Source organism: Flavobacterium sp. MAHUQ-57 (assembly GCF_051908335.1).
GTDB lineage: Bacteria > Bacteroidota > Bacteroidia > Flavobacteriales > Flavobacteriaceae > Flavobacterium.
Window position 1 is genome coordinate 97,621 of record NZ_JBPZTE010000007.1, and the last position, 19,320, is coordinate 116,940.

The following is a 19,320-nucleotide window of genomic DNA, read 5'->3' on the forward strand; positions in this document are numbered from 1 at the left end:
TCTTTGGTAAACCAAAGATAAACAATGCGATTTTATAAATATAATGTTTTTAAGAAATTACGCCAGACCCAATAAGTTCTTCTCCCAAATGCCAAGACACAAATTGGCCTTCAGTAATTGCCGATTGAGGCAGTTCAAATTCTACATACATTCCATAATCGAACTGATATAGTGTTGCAGCCTGTAATTCCTGGCGGTAACGGATTCGAGCTTTTACCTGCAAAGTTTCTCCTGATTTCAAAGCTAAGTCAGGACGAATCCAATGCACTTCGTCTTTGGCTACAAACAATGCTTTTTTGAACAATCCGGGATGATGATGGCCTTGCCCTGTATATATTGCATTGGTTTCAATATCTGTTGCTATAATAAATAAAGGTTCTTTTGTACCTCCAACATTCAATCCTTTTCGTTGTCCAATAGTATAATAATGAGCTCCTTGATGTTTTCCTACTTGTTTAGCAGATTCCGGTGTATATTGAATATTGGAAGCCTCATATTTCAATTTTTCTTCAATTGAATCAAAATTAACGGGTTGTTGATGGTACAATTGATTATCGGCTGCTACTTCATAAATTAAACCATCTTTAGGTTGCAATTGTTGTTGCAAAAATTCAGGTAAACGCACTTTACCGATAAAACAAAGTCCTTGAGAATCTTTCTTTTCGGCAGTAATCAATTCCATTTTTGCTGCAATTTCACGAACTTGTGGCTTGGTCAATTCCCCTATTGGGAAAAGAGCTTTACTTAACTGTTCTTGCGATAATTGACACAAGAAATACGATTGATCTTTATTACCATCAACCCCAGCAAGTAACTGATACATTGGTTTTCCATCCACTTCAATTTCTCCTTTACGGCAGTAATGCCCTGTAGCAACATAATCGGCTCCAAGAGAAAGTGCTATCTTCATGAATACATCAAACTTAATCTCGCGATTACACAGTACATCTGGATTAGGTGTACGTCCTTTTTCGTATTCACTAAACATGTAGTCTACGATTTTTTCTTTGTATTGTTCACTCAAATCTATCGTTTGAAAAGGAATTCCTAATTTTTGAGCGACTAACAAAGCGTCGTTACTATCCTCTAACCACGGACATTCATTCGAAATTGTAACAGAATCATCGTGCCAGTTTTTCATAAAAAGGCCTATAACTTCATAGCCCTGCTCCTTCAACAAATAAGCAGCAACACTTGAATCAACCCCTCCCGATAAACCTACAACAACTCGTTTCATGAAAATTATTTTTTAATGACTGCAAAGTTAAAAATATTTATTGTTACAATTTAACTACAATTATAAAAGCCACCTCGTTTGGGTGGCTTTTAACAAAAGTTTAAAAGAATTATACTTTCATTAACTCCTTTTTAGGTTTCATGATAAAGTACTAATGAAAAGTTTCAAAAAGAAACATCCATATATTCTAACTATTTTTTCATCAAACTGGGTTTTTTATAACCATTAATCGTATCCGCATTCATTTGACGGACTAATTTACCGCCTTGATAATACTTCCATATTCCTTTTTTCTTATCGTCTTTAAAGTTACCGGAAATTACCATATTACCGAATTCATCATATACTTTATAACTTCCTTGCATTTGTCCGGCAATAAAGTGGGTTTCTTCGATAAGCTTACCTTCTTTATTGTATTTTTTTCCAACACCTTCTTTCAAATTATTCTTATACGGTATCTCTTCACCTAAAACTCCATTAGTATAATAGACTTTACGAATTCCTTCTAATTTATCATTTAGATAATTTTCGGTGGTCATCACCGTTGTTAGTCCTTTATGATAGTACTTCCAAAGTCCGTGACGTAATTTATTCATCACATTTCCTTCAGAAACTTTCAGATTTTTTTCATCAAAAAAGATGGTATACGCATTTCCTTTCCCATCAAAATTTCGGGTTGCCATTACAATTTTTTTATCGCTGTTAGCATAATAGGTAAAAAGTCCGCTTTCTTTTCCATGAATAAAATTCCCTTCGTAACGTGGTAATTTGGAATCCTCATAATAGCCTTTCCAAGCACCGTGTCTTTCCCCTTTGGCATCCAATTGATTCAATTTATCCTGCGCATTTCCGAATAATGGCAATACTAAAATAGATAATACTGTTATCGCTTTTCTTACTTTCATTTTATATCTCTACTTATTTATCTAAATTCCACTCAATTTTTTTGCCAAAGTTACCATTTAAAACAACAAATAACAGTGCATTAACAAACTATTGACGTAACCTTTCTACTTCTTTAAAAATCAAAAGTGTAAATTTCGACCGTTTCATTCGCATTCAATTACACTAAAAAAACGTCCAATTGAACGTTTTATTTTTTCAATCTTTCGAAAAATGAATCAACTTGTTCTTTATGACTCACACCAATTGGAATTTCAATGCCAGAAACCTCAATATCTGTATTTGAAAAGGCGGTCACTTTGTTAGCATTGATGATAAATGAACGATGGATACGAATAAATTGTTCCAGAGGAAGTTCAGCTTCAAGTGTACTAATTTTATATTTTGAAGTCACCGAATTCCCATCGGTTTTATGCACTTTGATATAATCTTTGATGCTTTCCACATACAGGATATCATCCAATGGAATTTTAAAATTTTTACCTATCGATTTCAATAAAATATACTGTTCCTTCTTACTATCATTTTGAACGGGAATTGTAACCGGATTGGATTCTCTCAAATACCGATCTACCGATTTAAAAAAACGCTCAAAAGTGACCGGTTTCAACAAATAATCGACTGCTTCCAATTCATAGCTCTCGATAGCAAAATCTCTATACGCTGTAGTAAAAATGGTTTTAGGTGGATGCTTCAAACTTTTCAAAAAATCAATTCCTGTAATTGTCGGCATTTTTATATCCAGAAAGAGTAAATCTATTTTATGGGTATTCAATAGTTCAAATGCTTTTAAGGCGCTATTTGCGGTAGCCACAACTTCTAGTGCATCTATTTTGGCAATATGATTTTCAATTAGCCTTACAGCCAAAGGTTCATCATCAACAATAAGGCATCTAATTTTCATTTGAAATCGTATTTTCCAGAACCAAAGTTACGTGAAATAAATTATTGTCTTGACTCGTTTTTAGATTGTAATTCTTCCCGTATAATAAATTCAATTGTTTATTAATATTAGTCAATCCAATTGATTCTTTATCGCTATTATCCAATACATTCACAAAGGTATTCGTTACTTTAAAGACGGTACGATTCGTATCAGACAGGAGCGAAATCTCTATTTTAGGCGAACCACTATCCTCTCCTGCTCCGTGTTTGAAAGCATTTTCAACCAATGACAAAAAAACGAGCGGTGGTACTTGATTTTCAGATAAAATATCCGAGTGAATCTCCACGACCAAACGATCATCGTAACGTAGTTTTTCCAGTTCAATATAATCGTTAATCAGTTGCATTTCAGCTGAAACTCCAACAAAATCAGTATTGCATTTGTACAGTACATAGTCAAGAATTTCCGCTAACTTTCCGATGGCCGAAGATGTTTTCGGAGAATTATCAATAGACAACGAATAAATATTATTGAGCGTGTTGAAAAGGAAATGAGGGTTAAGTTGAGCGCGAAGCATTTTCAATTCGACTTCTGTTTTTTCTTTACTTAAAAGTAATCGTTTCTCTCTTTCTTTCGAATGATCAGAGAAAAACTTAGCGATAAAAAAGATAAAAGCAGCCGTTAAAATTGACGGACCGTATTTGAACGCGATGTAACGTAAATCTGTAAAAATCTCCCACAGAGTTTCCTGCTCAAATGGCGGTTTCCTAACCAATGGCTCAATAAAATGCACCATTGAAAGTCTACACAAAGCTGCAAGCAAATAGGTAGAAAGCAAAAAACTAATTCCTGTTATAATATATCCTTTGGAAAGAAAACGCTCTTTTAAGAAGCAATATGCAACTAAATAAGCCATGATGGCGCCAAAAAAAGCGTCATTCAAATGATACACCGCAATTTCAAGAAAACAGTCTTCATCCAAATTAGAATAGTCATTGAAAACTCCAACGGTTATATAAGCCAACCAAAATAAAAGATGTTTTGCGAATCGGTATCGATTGAAAATCTGTAAGTCCATAAGTTATAAATCTGCATCAAATGTAACCAACCTACCGCTTTATTCGTCCAAACATCGACCAATTGGTTTAAAAACAATGCGAATATACTATTACAGGCGTCGAATTCAAAAAAAAGCGGATTTTCTATCATATGACTTCATTTTTAGTGTATTGGTCTACTGGAAAAAATTTGCTAACCAAAACTTCTCAATTTTGTCGGGATTAAAAAACGAAACAATGAAACAATTACTTTATGCCATTACAATGCTACTACCTACATTACTGTTTGGACAGGATGTGACTGTAAAAGGAACGGTAGTAGAAAAAACCAATCAAAATCCTATTGAACTTGCCAGTATTGCTTTTTTGGATACCGAAACCAATGCCATTATTTACGAAACAACTTCGGACAGCAAAGGTAATTTCGAAACTAAAATCAAATCAGGAAAATACAATTTACAATTTAGCTTTTTGGACTTCCAATCGGTTACTTTGAATCAAGTTCAATTCTCCGAAGACAAACATATCGGCAAAATAGCCTTAGTGGCTAAGCCTACCAAAGTTTTGGATGAAGTGGTGGTTCAATCTGAAAAATCATCGATTGAAACCAGACTCGACAAGAAAATATTCAATGTTGGAAAAGATTTAGTTTCCAAAGGCGGTTCGGCAAATGACATCTTAAACAACGTACCTTCGGTAAGTGTGAATGCGCTTGGAGCGGTGAGTTTAAGAGGCAATTCGAGTGTTAGAATCCTCATTAACGGAAAACCTTCGGTAATGACTCAAAACAACGGTTTAGAGCAAATTCCCGCAGAAAGTATCGAACGCGTGGAAGTAATTACCAACCCTTCAGCTCAGTACGATGCACAAGGAGCTTCGGGTATTATCAACATTATTCTCAAAAAGAACAAAGTCAACGGTTTTGGAAGTTCTATTACATCAACAGTTGGAATTCCAAATAACAATTCGCTAGGTGTGAACATGAATTACAAAAAAGAAAAATTCAATCTATTTACCGATATCCGTTATGGAAGAGTTTCTATTGAAGGAGATGATAAATTATTCCGCACTTCTTATGAAAATGATGCCGTAACCGGATTTATTGATCAAAACACAGATCGCAACCGCAACTTCAATCGTTTCAACTTGTACTTGGGAAGCGATTACTACATCAATCAATACAACATACTAACTTTAAGTTATTATTATCGTAATAGCACCACTAAAAATGATGTGAATTATCAATTTGATTATTTGGATGCCAATAAAAATTTAACTCAATCAGTGAATGCACGTGAAAAATACAAAGAGCCACAAAAATCGAATCAGATTGAATTGAATTATGTAAAAACATTTGATAAAAAAGGGAAGAAGTTAACGGCAAACATTCAATATGATTTTTGGAACGATGATGAAAACGAATTCATCACCGAAACGACAGAAATTCCCAGTCCAACACTAAAAACATTAAAAAGCCGCGACATAGAGAGCAGTAAAGACATCGTATTCCAGTCGGATATCTCCTTCCCGCTATCTGAAAAATCAAAATTTGATGTGGGTATCAAAGGAGAAATCAGAAGAATCAACAGTGATTATGAGGTTTGGGACGATGCCGTACAAGTGGATACGCTGACCAATTTATTACACTATGACGAACGTATATTTGGATTGTATTCGCAATATTCCAACGGATACAAAAAGTTTCAGTACCAAATAGGATTGCGTGCCGAACATTTCAATACAGGAAGCAGTGATTTGAAGGATGAATTCAAAACCGATAAAAATTACACCCGATTGTTTCCAACGTTGCATTTGACGTATGAATTTAAAAACAACTTCAACGTACAGCTAAGTTACAGCCGAAGAATTGATCGTCCGACCTTCTATCAATTGAATCCGTTTGGCGGGATTGCCGACAGAAGAAATATCCGAATTGGTAATCCTGATTTGAATCCGATGTACATCGATTCGTATGAACTGGGAACTTTATATAAGTGGGAAAAATTCACGATAAACCCATCGTTCTACCATCAGCATTCAATCAACCTGTTTGACATTACAGTGACTAGAAATGCTGACGATTACTTAATTGAAAAACCAGTGAATCTGGGTACCGAAAATCGCTATGGTTTTGAAGTAAACGCAACGTATACGCCTTACAAATGGTGGTTTTTATCAAGTGATTTCAATTTTTACCGATTCGACCAAAAAGGATTATTTACGGTATCAGATCAAACATGGACTTCCAAATTAAATTCCCGTATTAAACTTAAAACATGGACGATTCAGAATAATTTCAACATCATTGGTGCAAGAAAAAGTGGTCAAATCGAATCCCAGAAACAACTTTGGGCCGATATGGCAGTTGCTAAAGAATTTTGGAAAGAAAAAGCAACGGTGACATTTAAAGTCGACAACATTTTTGATAGTCGCATTAGCAAAGATGATATAAAAGGTAACAATTACACTATTGCTACCGAAAGACGTTTTACGGGCACGAGAGCATCAATAACGTTCACTTATAAATTCAATCGCAAAAAAAGCGACAGAGACAGACTGCCTGATTAACAAATATTTAAGAATAAAAAAGAGCAAATGTTATCGAAAAGTTAAACTTATTATTTTGTTTAACTTTTTTTTATTTTTCTAAAACAATTTAAATTTTTGTTTAATAAATTTACATAATCTTTAAACAAAAAAACTATGGACAATTTAATTAAAATTAAACGATTGGTATTATTATTTGTCACAGCAATTTCATTGTTTTCTTGTGACAATAACGACAACTCCGCTTCAGACAATTCAATTGCGGGAATAGCAAGTAATAACAGTGAACTAAGTTCACTAGTTACAGCTTTAAACAAAACTGGATTAACAACTACTCTAAGTGAATCAGGAAGCTTTACCGTTTTTGCACCTACTAACGCTGCATTTGCAACTTTCTTATCTGAAAATGGCTATGCTAATTTAGATGCTGTACCTGTTAATGCTCTTAAAGAAATTCTTTTAAATCATGTAATCTCTGGAAGTTTCCAATCTTCGTCTTTAACAACAGGTTATGTAAAAACTTTAGCCAAAGGAAGCGCTTCAACCACTAACACTTTAAGTATGTTTATTAATACAAGTTCTGGTGTAAAAATTAATGGTATTGCTACTGTAACTACTGCCAATATCATAGCCAACAACGGCATAATACATATAGTTGACAAAGTGATAGGATTACCAACTATAGTGACGCATGCTACAGCCAATCCAAATTTCAGTTCACTTGTAAATGCATTAACCGCTGAAGGGCAGCCTGATTTTGTCAACATACTTTCTAGTAATGAAACTTTTACTGTTTTTGCTCCAACGAATGACGCATTCACTAGTTTAGACAGTGAATTAGCACCAAGTGGGATAGCGGGAGTATCAAGTGGAAATTTAACAAAAGTATTAAAGTATCATGTTGTGAATGGAGCAAATGTTATTTCAAGTTCCTTAACAAACGGACAAGTCGTTAACACATATGTAAATCAAACATTCACGGTTAATTTAACGCCAGCAAGAATTACCGATGCAAACGCAAGAGTTAGTAACATAACTGCAGTGGATGTTCAGTGTAGTAACGGTATAATTCATGTATTAGATAAAGTTTTACTACCAAGTTTTGAATAGATTCCATAATAAATTTATTTACATGTTTACTCCATTTAATCCAAAGACTAAAACCTCCCAAAAGGAGGTTTTTTTAATTAAGTATCGCCTAATTCTTTAGCTCTATTATTTGCTTTTTGAATTGCTTCATACAAAATAATATCAAGTTTATATGTCTCAAAAACATGCAATGCTTGCTCCGTGGTTCCACCTTTGGATGCCACTTTGACAATTAATTCTTCATTAGACAAATTACTCATACTTTGCAGATTGACCGCGCCTAAAAAGGTTTGATGTACTAAAACTTCTGCTTCTGAAGAGGAAAAACCTAATTCTTTGGCAGCTTTTACCATCGCATTCATAAAATAAAACACATAAGCCGGTCCGCTACCCGAAACCGCTGTTGCCGGATTGATTAGCGATTCGTCTTCCACATAAATGGATTTCCCTGTGGTATTGATAAGATTCTGAATGATGAATAAATCTTTGCGGTCTGTTTCTGCTGAAGCTGAAAAAACCGTCATACCTAATCCAATTTGCGTCCCTAAATTCGGCATTGAGCGAACCACTTTCTTCACTTTCAATTGCTCTCTGATCTTTTCAATCGAAACACCGGCCATTACCGATAAAATCATTTGGTCTTCAGAAAGTAATCCGTTCAATGAAAACACCACCTGATTAAAGTCCTGAGGTTTGGTAGCCAATATTACAATATCAACTTCTTTAATTTTCGTCGTTGGAGTTTCCTGAAAATTTTCCATTGGAATACCAAAGGTCATTTCCTGTTTAGGCAACGTTCTAGTGATAACATGAATGTCGTCATTTTTAATAAAACGAGATTTGATGAAGCTGCTGGCAAATGTTTTACCAAGATTTCCGAAACCGATGATTGCAATTTTCATAATAAGAAAGAGTTGTTTAGAGTTGTATCAAAGAAAAATCCCTGTTCAATTCTTTTACAAGAATCAAAACAGGGATTGTATTTTTAGGAATTGTATTTACTTATTTTTTTCCTTTGGCGTTTTTCTGCGCCTCAGCCTGTTCCATAGCTTCTTGTAATTTTTGCTGGAACTTGCTGGGTTTCTTAGGCTCTTTTAATTTATTCTCTTGAATTTGCGCATGAATTTTCTTCTCATCCACTACATAATTTTTAATGTAGAACATGATACCTAATGTCATGATATTAGAGAACAAGTTGTATAAACTCAAACCTGATCCGTAGTTGTTGAAGAAAATCAACATCATTACCGGTGAAATGTAAATCATCATTTTCATGATTTTGCTCATGTCTGGCATTCCTTCTTGTTGTGGAGCCGACATTTGTTGATCACCAGTTGTATACTTCATGTAAAAGAAGATCGCAATAGAAGCTAAAATTGGAAATAAACTGATGTGATCTCCATACAAAGGAATATTGAATGGTAACTTAACAATAGCGTCGTACGACGATAAATCTTTTGCCCATAAGAAACCTTGTTGTCTTAATTCGAATGCCGATGGGAAATATTTGAATGATGCAAACATAAATGGCATTTGAATCAAAGCTGGAATACAACCTGCCATCGGATTTACTCCTGCTTTGTTGTATAGCTTCATTGTTTCCTGCTGACGTTTTACTGGATCTTTGAATTTGTCATTGATTTCATTCAATTCAGGACGTAATACTTTCATTTTTGCCTGAGACAAGAACGATTTGTAAGTAATTGGCGCCATAGCCAATTTAATAAGTACTGTAAACAAAATAATTGCAATACCATAGGCCAAGAAATTACTCAAGAATCCGAATAGAGGCACGAAGATGAATTTGTTAATCCATCCGAAAATTCCCCAACCGAAAGGAATAATTTCATCTAGGTTTTTTTCGTAAGCATTTAATGTTTTATAATCAGCTGGACCATAATACCAGTTCATTTTATAATCCAATTCACCATTTTTGAATGCCAATGGTAATTCAGCCTTGAACGATTTTGTGAAGATGGTATCTTTTGCAGCATCAGCAATTAAATTATCCGAACTAAGTTTTGCCTCATTAATTGGTGCTCCAGTTAATAGGATTGACGTAAAGAAATGTTGCTTGTATGCAATATAAGTAAGTCCTTCAACCGATACCTCTTCTTTTGACTGTCCAAGGTAATCGTCTTTCCCTTCTTCATATTCGTAAACCGCTTCTGTTAGCGTATTTTCATAAGCCACACTTTTTTCATTGCGGTACGTTTTAAGATTCCAGTCTAAACTTGCCGGTTTCGTAGTATTTAAAACACCAGCCAATCCTTGAGAACGTACATCAAAATCCAACATATAGTCGTTAGCTTTCAATACATATTTGTACTCAAGGAACTGATTTTCTCCCGATTTCAATTTCATTGAAAGCACTTGATTACCATCAACTTTAGTCAAGGTAGGCTCAAAGAAAACGTCTTTTGTATTGATCGTTTTACCGTCTTTAGTTTGCAAAGCAATATTTAAACCGGCGTTATTGTCTTTGATTAACTGAACCAGTTTACCATTTTTATCAATTGATTTGTATTTTTTTAAAGTCGCTTCTGTGATATAACCACCTTTGTTTGCGATTTTCAATACCACCAAATCATTTTCTAATGTAGTCACATCGTTTTTAGCCGAAGGCAAAGCGGCAGAATAGGCAAAATTACCTAAAGAGGCTTGTAAAGCTGCGGAAACTTTAGTAGAATCCGTGGAAACAGCAGTTGCTGCCACAGCGTTTTTTTGAGTCGGTTCGTTTGCTTTTGCAGCTTGTTCTTTTTTGGCTTTTTCGGCTTTAATTTCAGCTTCTGTAGGCTGATTTGTGTACATCATGTACATCATAATACCGAAAATTAACGTAAATCCAATAATTGAATTAAGATCAAATTTTTTCTGTTCCATTTTTCAAATTTTGCTCTAAGCATTAGGCTTCAAGCGATAAGCTTATATTAGTCTTTTATTTTAGTTTTTGTTACTAATCAGTAAAAAACAATAACGACTACAGGAATCATATCTACTGAAAGCCTGAGCTCTTCGCTATTGATTAATTTTGTGCTTCACAGCAGCTTCCACAAATTTTACAAAAATCGGATGTGGATTCGCTACGGTACTTTTGTATTCAGGATGGTATTGTACACCGATAAAAAACGGATGATTTTCCAATTCAACCACTTCTACCAATCCTGTATCAGGATTTACACCTGACGCTTTCAAACCTGCATTTTGCAGCGCTTGTAAATAGTCACCGTTGAATTCGTAACGGTGGCGATGGCGTTCCAAAATATCAGATTTCCCATAAATTTTGTGCGCCAATGTATTTTCCTCCAAGTGGCATTTCCAAGCACCTAAACGCATGGTTCCTCCTTTGTCGGTAATATTTTTTTGTTCCTCCATCAGGTTAATCACCGGATGTGGAGTATTTTGATTCATTTCGGTTGAATTCGCATCTGAATGACCTAAAACATTACGAGAATATTCAATAACTGCCATCTGCATACCTAAACAGATCCCGAAGAAAGGGATTTTGCTTTCACGAGCATAACGCACAGTTTCAATTTTCCCCTCGATTCCTCTTTCGCCGAATCCCGGTGCAACAAGTATACCATCCAAACCTTTCAATTGGTTTTCTGCCGTTTTGGCATCCAAGTGTTCCGAATGAATTGAGATCACATTCACTTTTGTCTCATTGGCAGCACCTGCATGAATAAATGCTTCCAAAATAGACTTGTACGAATCCTGCAATTCTACATACTTCCCTATCAAACCGATGTTAACTTCGTGTTTCGGGTTTTTCAATCTGTGCAAGAACTCGTTCCATTGCTTTAAATCGGGAGACGCCTTTTCCGGTAAATCCAACTTCTTCAAAGCTACTTTATCCAAGCCTTCTTCCAACATTAAATTAGGAACATCATATATTGTTGACGCATCAATCGATTGGATTACTGCTTCTTTTTTCACATTACAAAACAACGCTAATTTCTGACGTAAGTCTTGCGACAATTCGTGTTCGGTACGACAAACCAAAATATCAGCTTTAATACCGCTTTCCATCAAGGTTTTTACCGAGTGTTGTGTTGGTTTTGTTTTCAATTCTCCAGCTGCAGCCAAGAAAGGAACTAATGTTAAATGAATTACAATACTATTATTTTCACCCAATTCCCAAACCAATTGACGTACAGACTCGATATACGGAAGTGATTCGATATCACCAACAGTTCCACCAATTTCGGTAATGACAATATCATAATCACCACTTTGTCCAAGTAACTGCATGCGTTCCTTGATTTCGTTAGTGATGTGCGGCACGACCTGAACCGTTTTCCCAAGAAACTCACCTCTTCTCTCCTTCTCGATTACAGACAGATAGACTCTACCTGTAGTTACATTATTCGCTTGAGAAGTAGGCACATTCAAAAAGCGCTCATAGTGACCTAAATCCAAATCAGTTTCTGCTCCATCATCTGTTACATAACATTCCCCATGTTCATAGGGGTTTAATGTACCCGGATCCACATTGATGTACGGGTCAAATTTTTGAATAGTCGTTCGGTAACCTCTTGCTTGCAATAATTTTGCTAACGAAGCTGCGATAATTCCTTTCCCTAAAGAAGAAGTTACACCTCCGGTAACAAAAATATACTTTGTTTGATTCATTGTGTTGTGTTGTTGTATTGTGTTGTTGTGTTATTTGTTTGTATTACCCCTTTTACAATGCTCAGGGAGAATATATTTTAGTCTTGATTATAATATCAATTAAAAACGCGCAAAAATACAATTATTAATTGATAATAAACAATGCCTGATTGACAATTATTCGTTAAGAAATTATGGTTTAGGAAAGTTCCTGCGAATGTTGCGCACGAGCTCTTCCAATCCGTTAAGTTGTAGTTCATAAACCAGTTTAAGCTGTTCTCCCAACTGCCCTTTAGGAAAGCCTTTCCCTTGGTACCAAACCAAGTAATGTTCGGGTAGATCAATAAGGTAACGACCTTCGTATTTTCCGAAAGGCATTTTGGTATGAGCGAGTTTGACTAACTGTTCCTGATTTGTCATGATAAAAAAGAAAGAGAATAGAAAAGAATTCTATTCTCTGTTTCTTGCAGTGTTTTTATTTCCAGTAAAAAACGATTTCCTTTTTAATATCCGGATGCAAGCTGTAATGCACCGGACAAGTCATCGCTGTACGTTCTAAAATCGTTTTGGTTTTCTCATCGGTTTCCAAATTCATATGAAACACAATGTGGATTTCTGAAATTCTTCTAGGTTCTGCCGCCATAACTTTAGTTACCTCAGCCGTAGAGCCAGAAAAATCTAGGTTCATTTCATTGGCTTTGATTCCCATAACAGTGAACATACAAGAAGCCAAAGCGTTAGCAACAGTATCTGTTGGTGAAAAAGCTTCTCCTTTTCCGTTATTGTCAAGCGGTGCATCTGAAATGATTTCCGATCCAGAATTGATATGTATAGAAGACGTACGTAAGTCGCCCACATAAGTTACTTTTGAAGTAGCCATTATTTTGCTTCTTTAATTGTTAAATCGGTATCGTAATACAAAATATGAACTCCCTTATTCATATAACCACCGTCAGGATTTTGTACATAGTTGAATTCGCTTTCTACTTGTTCGGAAGCTATTTCATCAAATGTTTCCATGAACGATTTCTCTTGATTCAAGCGTAGTAGAACATCCAATGTCACATCGAATCCACGAGTAGCAAATTGGTTAGGGAACACTTTATTTTTCTTTTTGAAGTTGTTTTCAAAAATTTCAGCTTCTTCTGATTTATTCGGTCTAGAAACTGAAGGATAGTGCATTTTTAATTTTGTAAGACGACTCATTGGAATCTCTTCAAAATCCAACGCTTCATTTTCACCAAGAATAACTAGATTGATTTGATATTCTTTCAACCAAGTGGTAAGAGCACTTGTAGTACTCAATATCAAGTTCGTTTTTTCGGTTTCCATGATTACATAATTCATTTTATCCTTTACCAAAAGCGTTTTCAACTGAGCCACATCCAATCCACCTTTTGCATTGAAAGCAGCAAATTGGACATCTTTATGATTGGACTCAATATATTGTTTCACCGAACCTTTTTTAGGATCGACAACTGCAACTATATTTCCTCCTTTGTTACGCATGAAGTCAAACATGGCTTGTTTGATATCATCCGGCATTGTAGTCGCTTGAATCAAATTAGGGAATTTCTTATCATAATCTTTAGAAAGTGGTGAAATCACCGGTACATTTCCTAAAAGAGAAGCTGCTTTTTCTGCATTATTTTGATAAAACGGACCAATAATGGCATTCATATTTTTCAAGTTATTATCCTGAATTAAATTCACCACATTCGACGTTGATTTCGTTTCATCCGAATCTAAAATCAGTACATCTACATTCAATCCCATAGCTTTTGCAGAATCAACCGCAATCAAAGCACCCGCGTAGAAATCAAGTGTCATATTCAGGAATTTATCTTTTTTCAATCTAGACTTCGTAGAATTGATGGTATCCTGATCTAATTTCGCAATATTGAATGGTAAAAGTAGTGCCAGTTTCTTTTTGCCGTTCACCTGAATACTTTCGGTTAAATTCGTTAGTTCCTTTTTCACCACTGTTTTCAACTCTGGTTTCACAGGCACATCAATCAGCATCCCTTCCTTCACACCGTCTTTCAGTTCTGGATTCATTTTAATCAATTCCTCCTGCGTAATATTAAATTGTCTGGATAAACTGTATAAAGTTTCTTTCGGTTGAATTGTATAACCTATCGTTGATAATGTTTTTTCGACAACTGCAATTCCTTGATTTGGAGCTTTGGGAGCAACTGGAGGTTCTTCTTTAGGGGTTTCAGTTTTAACAATTTCTACTGGTTTAGGTCTTTCTCCTTTAATCAATAACACTTGCCCCACTTGCAATCCGTTTACGATTTCAGGGTTTTTCTTCTCCAGTTCTTCAACCGTTAGACCATACTTTTTGGCAATACCGTATTTGGTCTCTTTCGTTTCCACTGTGTGGTATACAGGTTCTTGTTTTTTAGGCTCCTGTTTTTTTGCTACGCCTTTTTTAGCGGTAATAGTAAGCACCTGACCAATACCCAATCCGTTTTTTACTTCCGGATTGCTCTTTTCGATTTCTTCTACAGTAGTTCCGTATTGTTTTGACAGCGTATATAAAGTTTCTTTCGGTTGCACTTCGTGTTTTACAACTACAGTTGCTTCCTTATCTGTCTTTTTCTCCGATTTTTTCTCTTCTTTCTTCTTTGATTCCGCAACAGATTTACCCGGTAATGCAATTACCAGCATGGTATTTTCATCTACACCTTTTTGTGCATCTGGATTGAGTTTATAGATTTCACTTGGAGTTATCTTGTATTTTTTGGCAATCTGTATGATAGTTTCTCCTTTGGTCACTTTATGTTTTACTACATTTTGTGCAAAGGAAAATTGCATACCCAACACTACTAACCAAACTAATTTCTTCATTGCTCTTCTTTTTTTTAAATCTGCTTTTTCGCGGAAACAAATTTATTGTTCCTTGGCGATTTGTACAATAAATAATCCACTAAATAACGGATCATTTATTTTTGTTTTGTATTCGTAGATTGCTTCATCGGCAGTTTTGAAGATTTTAGTATACACATAATAAGATAACGTGTTCACATTGTAGAAGAAACTCGATTTTGTTTCTCCTGCATCGGTAAGCTGAATTGCATAAGCGTCACGCTTTGCTGTATCATCTGTTACCTGTGCCACCATGTAAAATCCATCTTCTAAATCTTTCAAATTGCGGATGATTTCCATCTTGGTTGGATGTTTCTCATCTACGATATTCTTATTCAACTGTTTTCTAATCTCAGCAGCTTCAGGAAGTGTTGTGGTTGTCGCTACATCTTTCTGATTTTCTTCTGCAGTTTTCTGATAACGCTGTAATTTTACTTGTGCCAGTTTATCATCATACTCTCTTGCCTCTGAGCTATAAAACGTTGCTTTTGATATTTTGCGTTTTAATTCGTCTTTTTTCTCTGCATCGATAGACGCTACTTTTGCCAATAATGCATCGTTCTTTTTCTCATTCGCCAATTGATCTTCACTTAGCTTATTAATCTCATCGATAGAAGCCAAATCCTTATCCGACAAATTCGCTTTCACTTTCTTTTTATACTCTTGATTTTCCTGTACAGTGATGCGGTGAACCTTCTGCATGATACCTGTGTAAATTTTACGGTTTTCTGCTAAATCTCTTTTCAGTCCTAGTATTAAATTATCGGTTTCGATGATATTTTGATACGATTCCTTTTCTAGTTTCTTAGACTCCTCTAACGTCTCCACATCCCTGTTTTTCAAATCGGCCAAATCACGTTCCATAGTCGATGCTAAGGAATCCAACTTTCCGATTAACACATCCTGAATTTTCTTGTTGGCATCCAAAACCAGTCGTAACTTTTCAACCGAACCTGTTTTGGTTTCATCTATGGCATTCAAATTAATGTTCAGCTTATTCAGTGTTATCATTTTTTTATTCAGTTCCTTTTGAACCGTCAAGCGGTCTTCCAGATCTTCAATCTTAGCATTTTGTGCTTTTGACTTTTCAACTACCGCCTGTTTTTCTGCCAAGGCAATCATTAACTCTTCGTTTTCATTCTTGGCTTTCAACATCGACTTATTAATTGCCAATTTATTTCCTTCGGTCAATCCATTAATGATTTCAGGATTTTGTAATTCCAACTGTTCAATAGTTATGCCATACTTTTTAGAAATCGAATATTTTGTTTCTTTTGGTTGTACGACATGGAAAACCGTTTCATTATTGATAATACGAGCCTGTCCGCTGATTGTTTTCTTTTTATTCGGTATTGTAATTTTCATTCCAATCTTTAAACCTTCTTTCAAGACTTCGGTATTGAGTGCATCCAAGTCCTTCACAGACACATTGTATAAACGAGCGATACTAAAAAGCGTTTCTTTAGGTTGTACTTCGTGCACGTTACCTGTAACCATGGGAACTGCTTTTGGAGTTGGAGTTGTGGCTACTTTTACACTAGGAATATTTAAAGTTTGCCCCACTTTCAATCCTTCTTTTAGAATTTCCGGGTTGGCCAATTGAATAGCTTCAATAGTAGTATTGTGTTGACGTGAAATACCATAAAGCGTTTCTTTAGGCTGCACCTGATGCGCAACATAAGCTTCAGCTTTAACATCATTTTTCTTTAGCAAATACGAGATTGAATTGTTGTTAGGAATTAACAACTGCGTGTTCTCTTTTAGTCCGTTTTCGGCACCGGGATTAAGTCTTAAGATTTCTTTTTCGGATACATTGTATTTTTTAGCGATCTCTGTGATTGTTTCGTTAGAAGACACATTATGCTTGAATGCTTTTTCCTGCTGGGCAAGCACAAGCTGAGACATCCCTAAAAAGAAGAGTAAAAAGTGTTTCATGTTTTAGTTTGTTTTTGGTTTTTTTAATTTGGCCCGAACTCATTATCAACAAAAAAGCCGTTACAAATATATCTACTGTAACGACTTTTTTAACATTTTATTATGTTTTATTTATTCCCACTCAATAGTTGCAGGTGGTTTCGAACTAATGTCATACACCACACGGTTTACCCCTTTGACTTTATTGATGATTTCATTCGATATTTTCATAAGGAAATCGTACGGAAGATGTACCCAATCTGCTGTCATACCATCGGTAGATTCTACGGCACGAAGGGCAACTACCTTTTCGTAAGTACGTTCATCCCCCATTACACCCACACTGTTCACCGGTAATAAGATGGCACCAGCCTGCCATACTTTATCGTATAAACCATGCTCTTTCAATCCGTTGATGAAGATTGCATCGACATCTTGAAGGATTTGCACTTTCTCCGGAGTGATATCTCCTAAGATACGAATCGATAATCCGGGTCCTGGGAACGGGTGACGTCCAAGTAATTCGTCATCGATACCTAACGTCTTTCCTACTCGGCGTACCTCATCTTTGAAGAGCATGCGTAGTGGCTCCACTATTTTCAGTTTCATGAAGTCAGGTAATCCACCTACGTTATGGTGTGATTTGATGGTAGCAGAAGGTCCTTTAACCGAAACCGACTCGATTACATCCGGATAAATAGTTCCTTGTGCTAAGAACTTTACCTCTTCTATTTTGTGTGCTTCATCATCGAATACCTCGATAAAGACACGACCGATAATTTTACGTTTGGTTTCGGGATCGTCTACCCCAGCCAATTCAGAAAGGAAACGCTCGGAAGCATCTACTCCTTTTACGTTCAATCCCATTCCTTCGTACTGTTTCAATACGTTATGGAATTCATTTTTACGCAATAATCCGTTATTTACGAAAATACAGTATAAGTTTTTACCGATAGCTTTGTTCAATAATACGGCTGCAACGGTAGAATCTACCCCACCGGAAAGACCTAACACTACTTTATCGTCTTTGATTTTGTCTTTCATTTCGGCAACAATATCATCAACGAAAGCACCTGGTGTAAAGTTTTGCGGTACTTCGGCAATTTTCACCAAGAAGTTCTCCAACATTTGTTTTCCGTCTTCCGAATGGTATACTTCGGGGTGGAATTGAATCGCATAGGTAGTTTCTCCTTCGATACGGTACGCGGCATTTTCTACATCTTTGGTAGAAGCCATACGCACACCACCTGTTGGTAAGGTTTTGATGGTATCACTGTGACTCATCCATACCTGACTGTTCATATTAACTTCATCGAAGAACAATTCGTCTTCTTTGATAAAAGAAAGATTGGCTCTTCCGTATTCACGAATATTGGATGGTGCCACTTCTCCACCGCTAAAATGAGCTAAATACTGTGCTCCGTAACATACAGCCAACAATGGCATTTTTCCTCTAATTTGAGACAAATCAGGATGTGGAGCATCTTCTGCACGAACAGAAAAAGGACTTCCAGAAAGGATTACGGCTTTGTAACTTGATAAATCATCCGGGATATGATTGTAAGGAAATATTTCGCAGAAGATATTTAATTCGCGAACCCGGCGGGCAATCAGCTGTGTATACTGAGACCCGAAATCTAAAATAAGGACGTTGTGTTGCATGTGCAAAAATAGAAATTTCCCGTAGACTGGAAAAAGTTTTCTTTTTAATTATAAATTATGGATTATGAGTTATGAGTTTTTGTTTACCTACCTCCTGTTTGCTAATGGGATACGATTATTTTCTTTTCTTTTGTCTTGACACAAAAGAAACAAAAGGTCAAGGCTTCGATTCTCGGCGTTCCAATTCCATTTCGAATCCTAAAAGAAAAGAACTCATCTCGTCATGACTGACGAGACTCAAACAGCTTTTCTTTTTACGGATTCTTCAATGATTGGAACCTCGCCTGCGAATCTGAGGCCGAAGGGGGTGACGTAATAAAATCTAAAAACAAACTATTTTTCTTGTTCTTTTCTTTTGCCTTGACATCTCGTCGTTCCTCCTCGACTTGTCTTTTCTTTTTTGTCTTGACATCTCGTCTGATGACGAGACAGGCAGAAATCTCTTCTAAGGCCGAGACACAGCAAAAAGTCAAGACTGCATAGTCTACTCCTAAAAACTATCTCAGTACTGCGCTGCGTGACCCGAACCGCTCGTCGTG

Annotated in this window: 14 protein-coding genes; 2 read left to right on the forward strand and 12 right to left on the reverse strand. The window is 35.9% G+C overall.

What is annotated here, in order from left to right; all coding sequences use genetic code 11:
• Nucleotides 1-49: 49 nt before the first annotated feature.
• The 4 genes from mnmA to ACS8MM_RS08385 form a co-directional block, all read right to left on the reverse strand.
• The gene (gene mnmA / locus ACS8MM_RS08370) at nucleotides 50-1,237 is read right to left on the reverse strand and encodes a tRNA 2-thiouridine(34) synthase MnmA (RefSeq protein WP_379715202.1); all 1,188 of its coding nucleotides are present in this window, start codon (nucleotides 1,235-1,237) and stop codon (nucleotides 50-52) included.
• A 191-nt stretch (nucleotides 1,238-1,428) separates the two neighbouring features.
• Nucleotides 1,429-2,142 (reverse strand): toxin-antitoxin system YwqK family antitoxin, encoded by a 714-nt coding sequence (locus ACS8MM_RS08375; RefSeq protein WP_379715204.1) that lies wholly within the window; start codon nucleotides 2,140-2,142, stop codon nucleotides 1,429-1,431.
• 188 nt (nucleotides 2,143-2,330) lie between these two features.
• The gene (locus ACS8MM_RS08380; protein WP_379715206.1) at nucleotides 2,331-3,044 is read right to left on the reverse strand and encodes a LytR/AlgR family response regulator transcription factor; all 714 of its coding nucleotides are present in this window, start codon (nucleotides 3,042-3,044) and stop codon (nucleotides 2,331-2,333) included.
• Nucleotides 3,034-4,104: a sensor histidine kinase gene (locus tag ACS8MM_RS08385; RefSeq protein ID WP_379715208.1), complete on the reverse strand. Its 1,071-nt coding sequence runs from the start codon at nucleotides 4,102-4,104 to the stop codon at nucleotides 3,034-3,036. The genes ACS8MM_RS08380 and ACS8MM_RS08385 overlap by 11 nt, the downstream gene beginning before the upstream one ends.
• 217 nt (nucleotides 4,105-4,321) lie before the next feature.
• On the opposite strand from ACS8MM_RS08385, the gene ACS8MM_RS08390 reads away from it, so the two are divergent.
• Together ACS8MM_RS08390 and ACS8MM_RS08395 are read left to right on the forward strand one after the other, a co-directional pair.
• Entirely contained in the window at nucleotides 4,322-6,652 is a 2,331-nt protein-coding gene (locus tag ACS8MM_RS08390) for a TonB-dependent receptor domain-containing protein (protein ID WP_379715210.1), read from the forward strand.
• Between the two features lie 135 nt (nucleotides 6,653-6,787).
• Nucleotides 6,788-7,741, forward strand: a complete 954-nt coding sequence (locus tag ACS8MM_RS08395; RefSeq protein WP_379715212.1) for a fasciclin domain-containing protein — start codon at nucleotides 6,788-6,790, stop codon at nucleotides 7,739-7,741.
• Between the two features lie 77 nt (nucleotides 7,742-7,818).
• Here the strand turns inward: ACS8MM_RS08395 and proC are convergent, their stop codons facing one another.
• The 8 genes from proC to guaA form a co-directional block, all read right to left on the reverse strand.
• Nucleotides 7,819-8,622: a pyrroline-5-carboxylate reductase gene (gene proC, locus ACS8MM_RS08400; RefSeq protein WP_379715214.1), complete on the reverse strand. Its 804-nt coding sequence runs from the start codon at nucleotides 8,620-8,622 to the stop codon at nucleotides 7,819-7,821.
• 100 nt (nucleotides 8,623-8,722) lie between these two features.
• Nucleotides 8,723-10,603 (reverse strand): membrane protein insertase YidC, encoded by a 1,881-nt coding sequence (gene yidC / locus ACS8MM_RS08405; RefSeq protein WP_379715216.1) that lies wholly within the window; start codon nucleotides 10,601-10,603, stop codon nucleotides 8,723-8,725.
• A 135-nt stretch (nucleotides 10,604-10,738) separates the two neighbouring features.
• On the reverse strand, nucleotides 10,739-12,355 hold the full coding sequence (locus ACS8MM_RS08410; RefSeq protein WP_379715218.1) for a CTP synthase: 1,617 nt from the start codon (nucleotides 12,353-12,355) through the stop codon (nucleotides 10,739-10,741).
• 171 nt (nucleotides 12,356-12,526) lie between these two features.
• Nucleotides 12,527-12,754 (reverse strand): DUF3820 family protein, encoded by a 228-nt coding sequence (locus ACS8MM_RS08415; protein ID WP_379715220.1) that lies wholly within the window; start codon nucleotides 12,752-12,754, stop codon nucleotides 12,527-12,529.
• Between the two features lie 55 nt (nucleotides 12,755-12,809).
• On the reverse strand, nucleotides 12,810-13,214 hold the full coding sequence (locus ACS8MM_RS08420; protein ID WP_379715222.1) for an OsmC family protein: 405 nt from the start codon (nucleotides 13,212-13,214) through the stop codon (nucleotides 12,810-12,812).
• Nucleotides 13,214-15,187 carry a LysM peptidoglycan-binding domain-containing protein gene (locus ACS8MM_RS08425; RefSeq protein ID WP_379715224.1) on the reverse strand — a complete coding sequence of 658 codons (1,974 nt, stop codon included), beginning with the start codon at nucleotides 15,185-15,187 and terminating at the stop codon, nucleotides 13,214-13,216. Before ACS8MM_RS08425 ends, ACS8MM_RS08420 begins: the two co-directional genes overlap by 1 nt.
• Before the next feature lie 42 nt (nucleotides 15,188-15,229).
• Nucleotides 15,230-17,140 carry a LysM peptidoglycan-binding domain-containing protein gene (locus ACS8MM_RS08430; RefSeq protein WP_379715226.1) on the reverse strand — a complete coding sequence of 637 codons (1,911 nt, stop codon included), beginning with the start codon at nucleotides 17,138-17,140 and terminating at the stop codon, nucleotides 15,230-15,232.
• A gap of 111 nt (nucleotides 17,141-17,251) precedes the next feature.
• Nucleotides 17,252-18,781, reverse strand: a complete 1,530-nt coding sequence (guaA, locus tag ACS8MM_RS08435; protein ID WP_379715228.1) for a glutamine-hydrolyzing GMP synthase — start codon at nucleotides 18,779-18,781, stop codon at nucleotides 17,252-17,254.
• Between the last annotated feature and the right edge of the window lie 539 nt (nucleotides 18,782-19,320).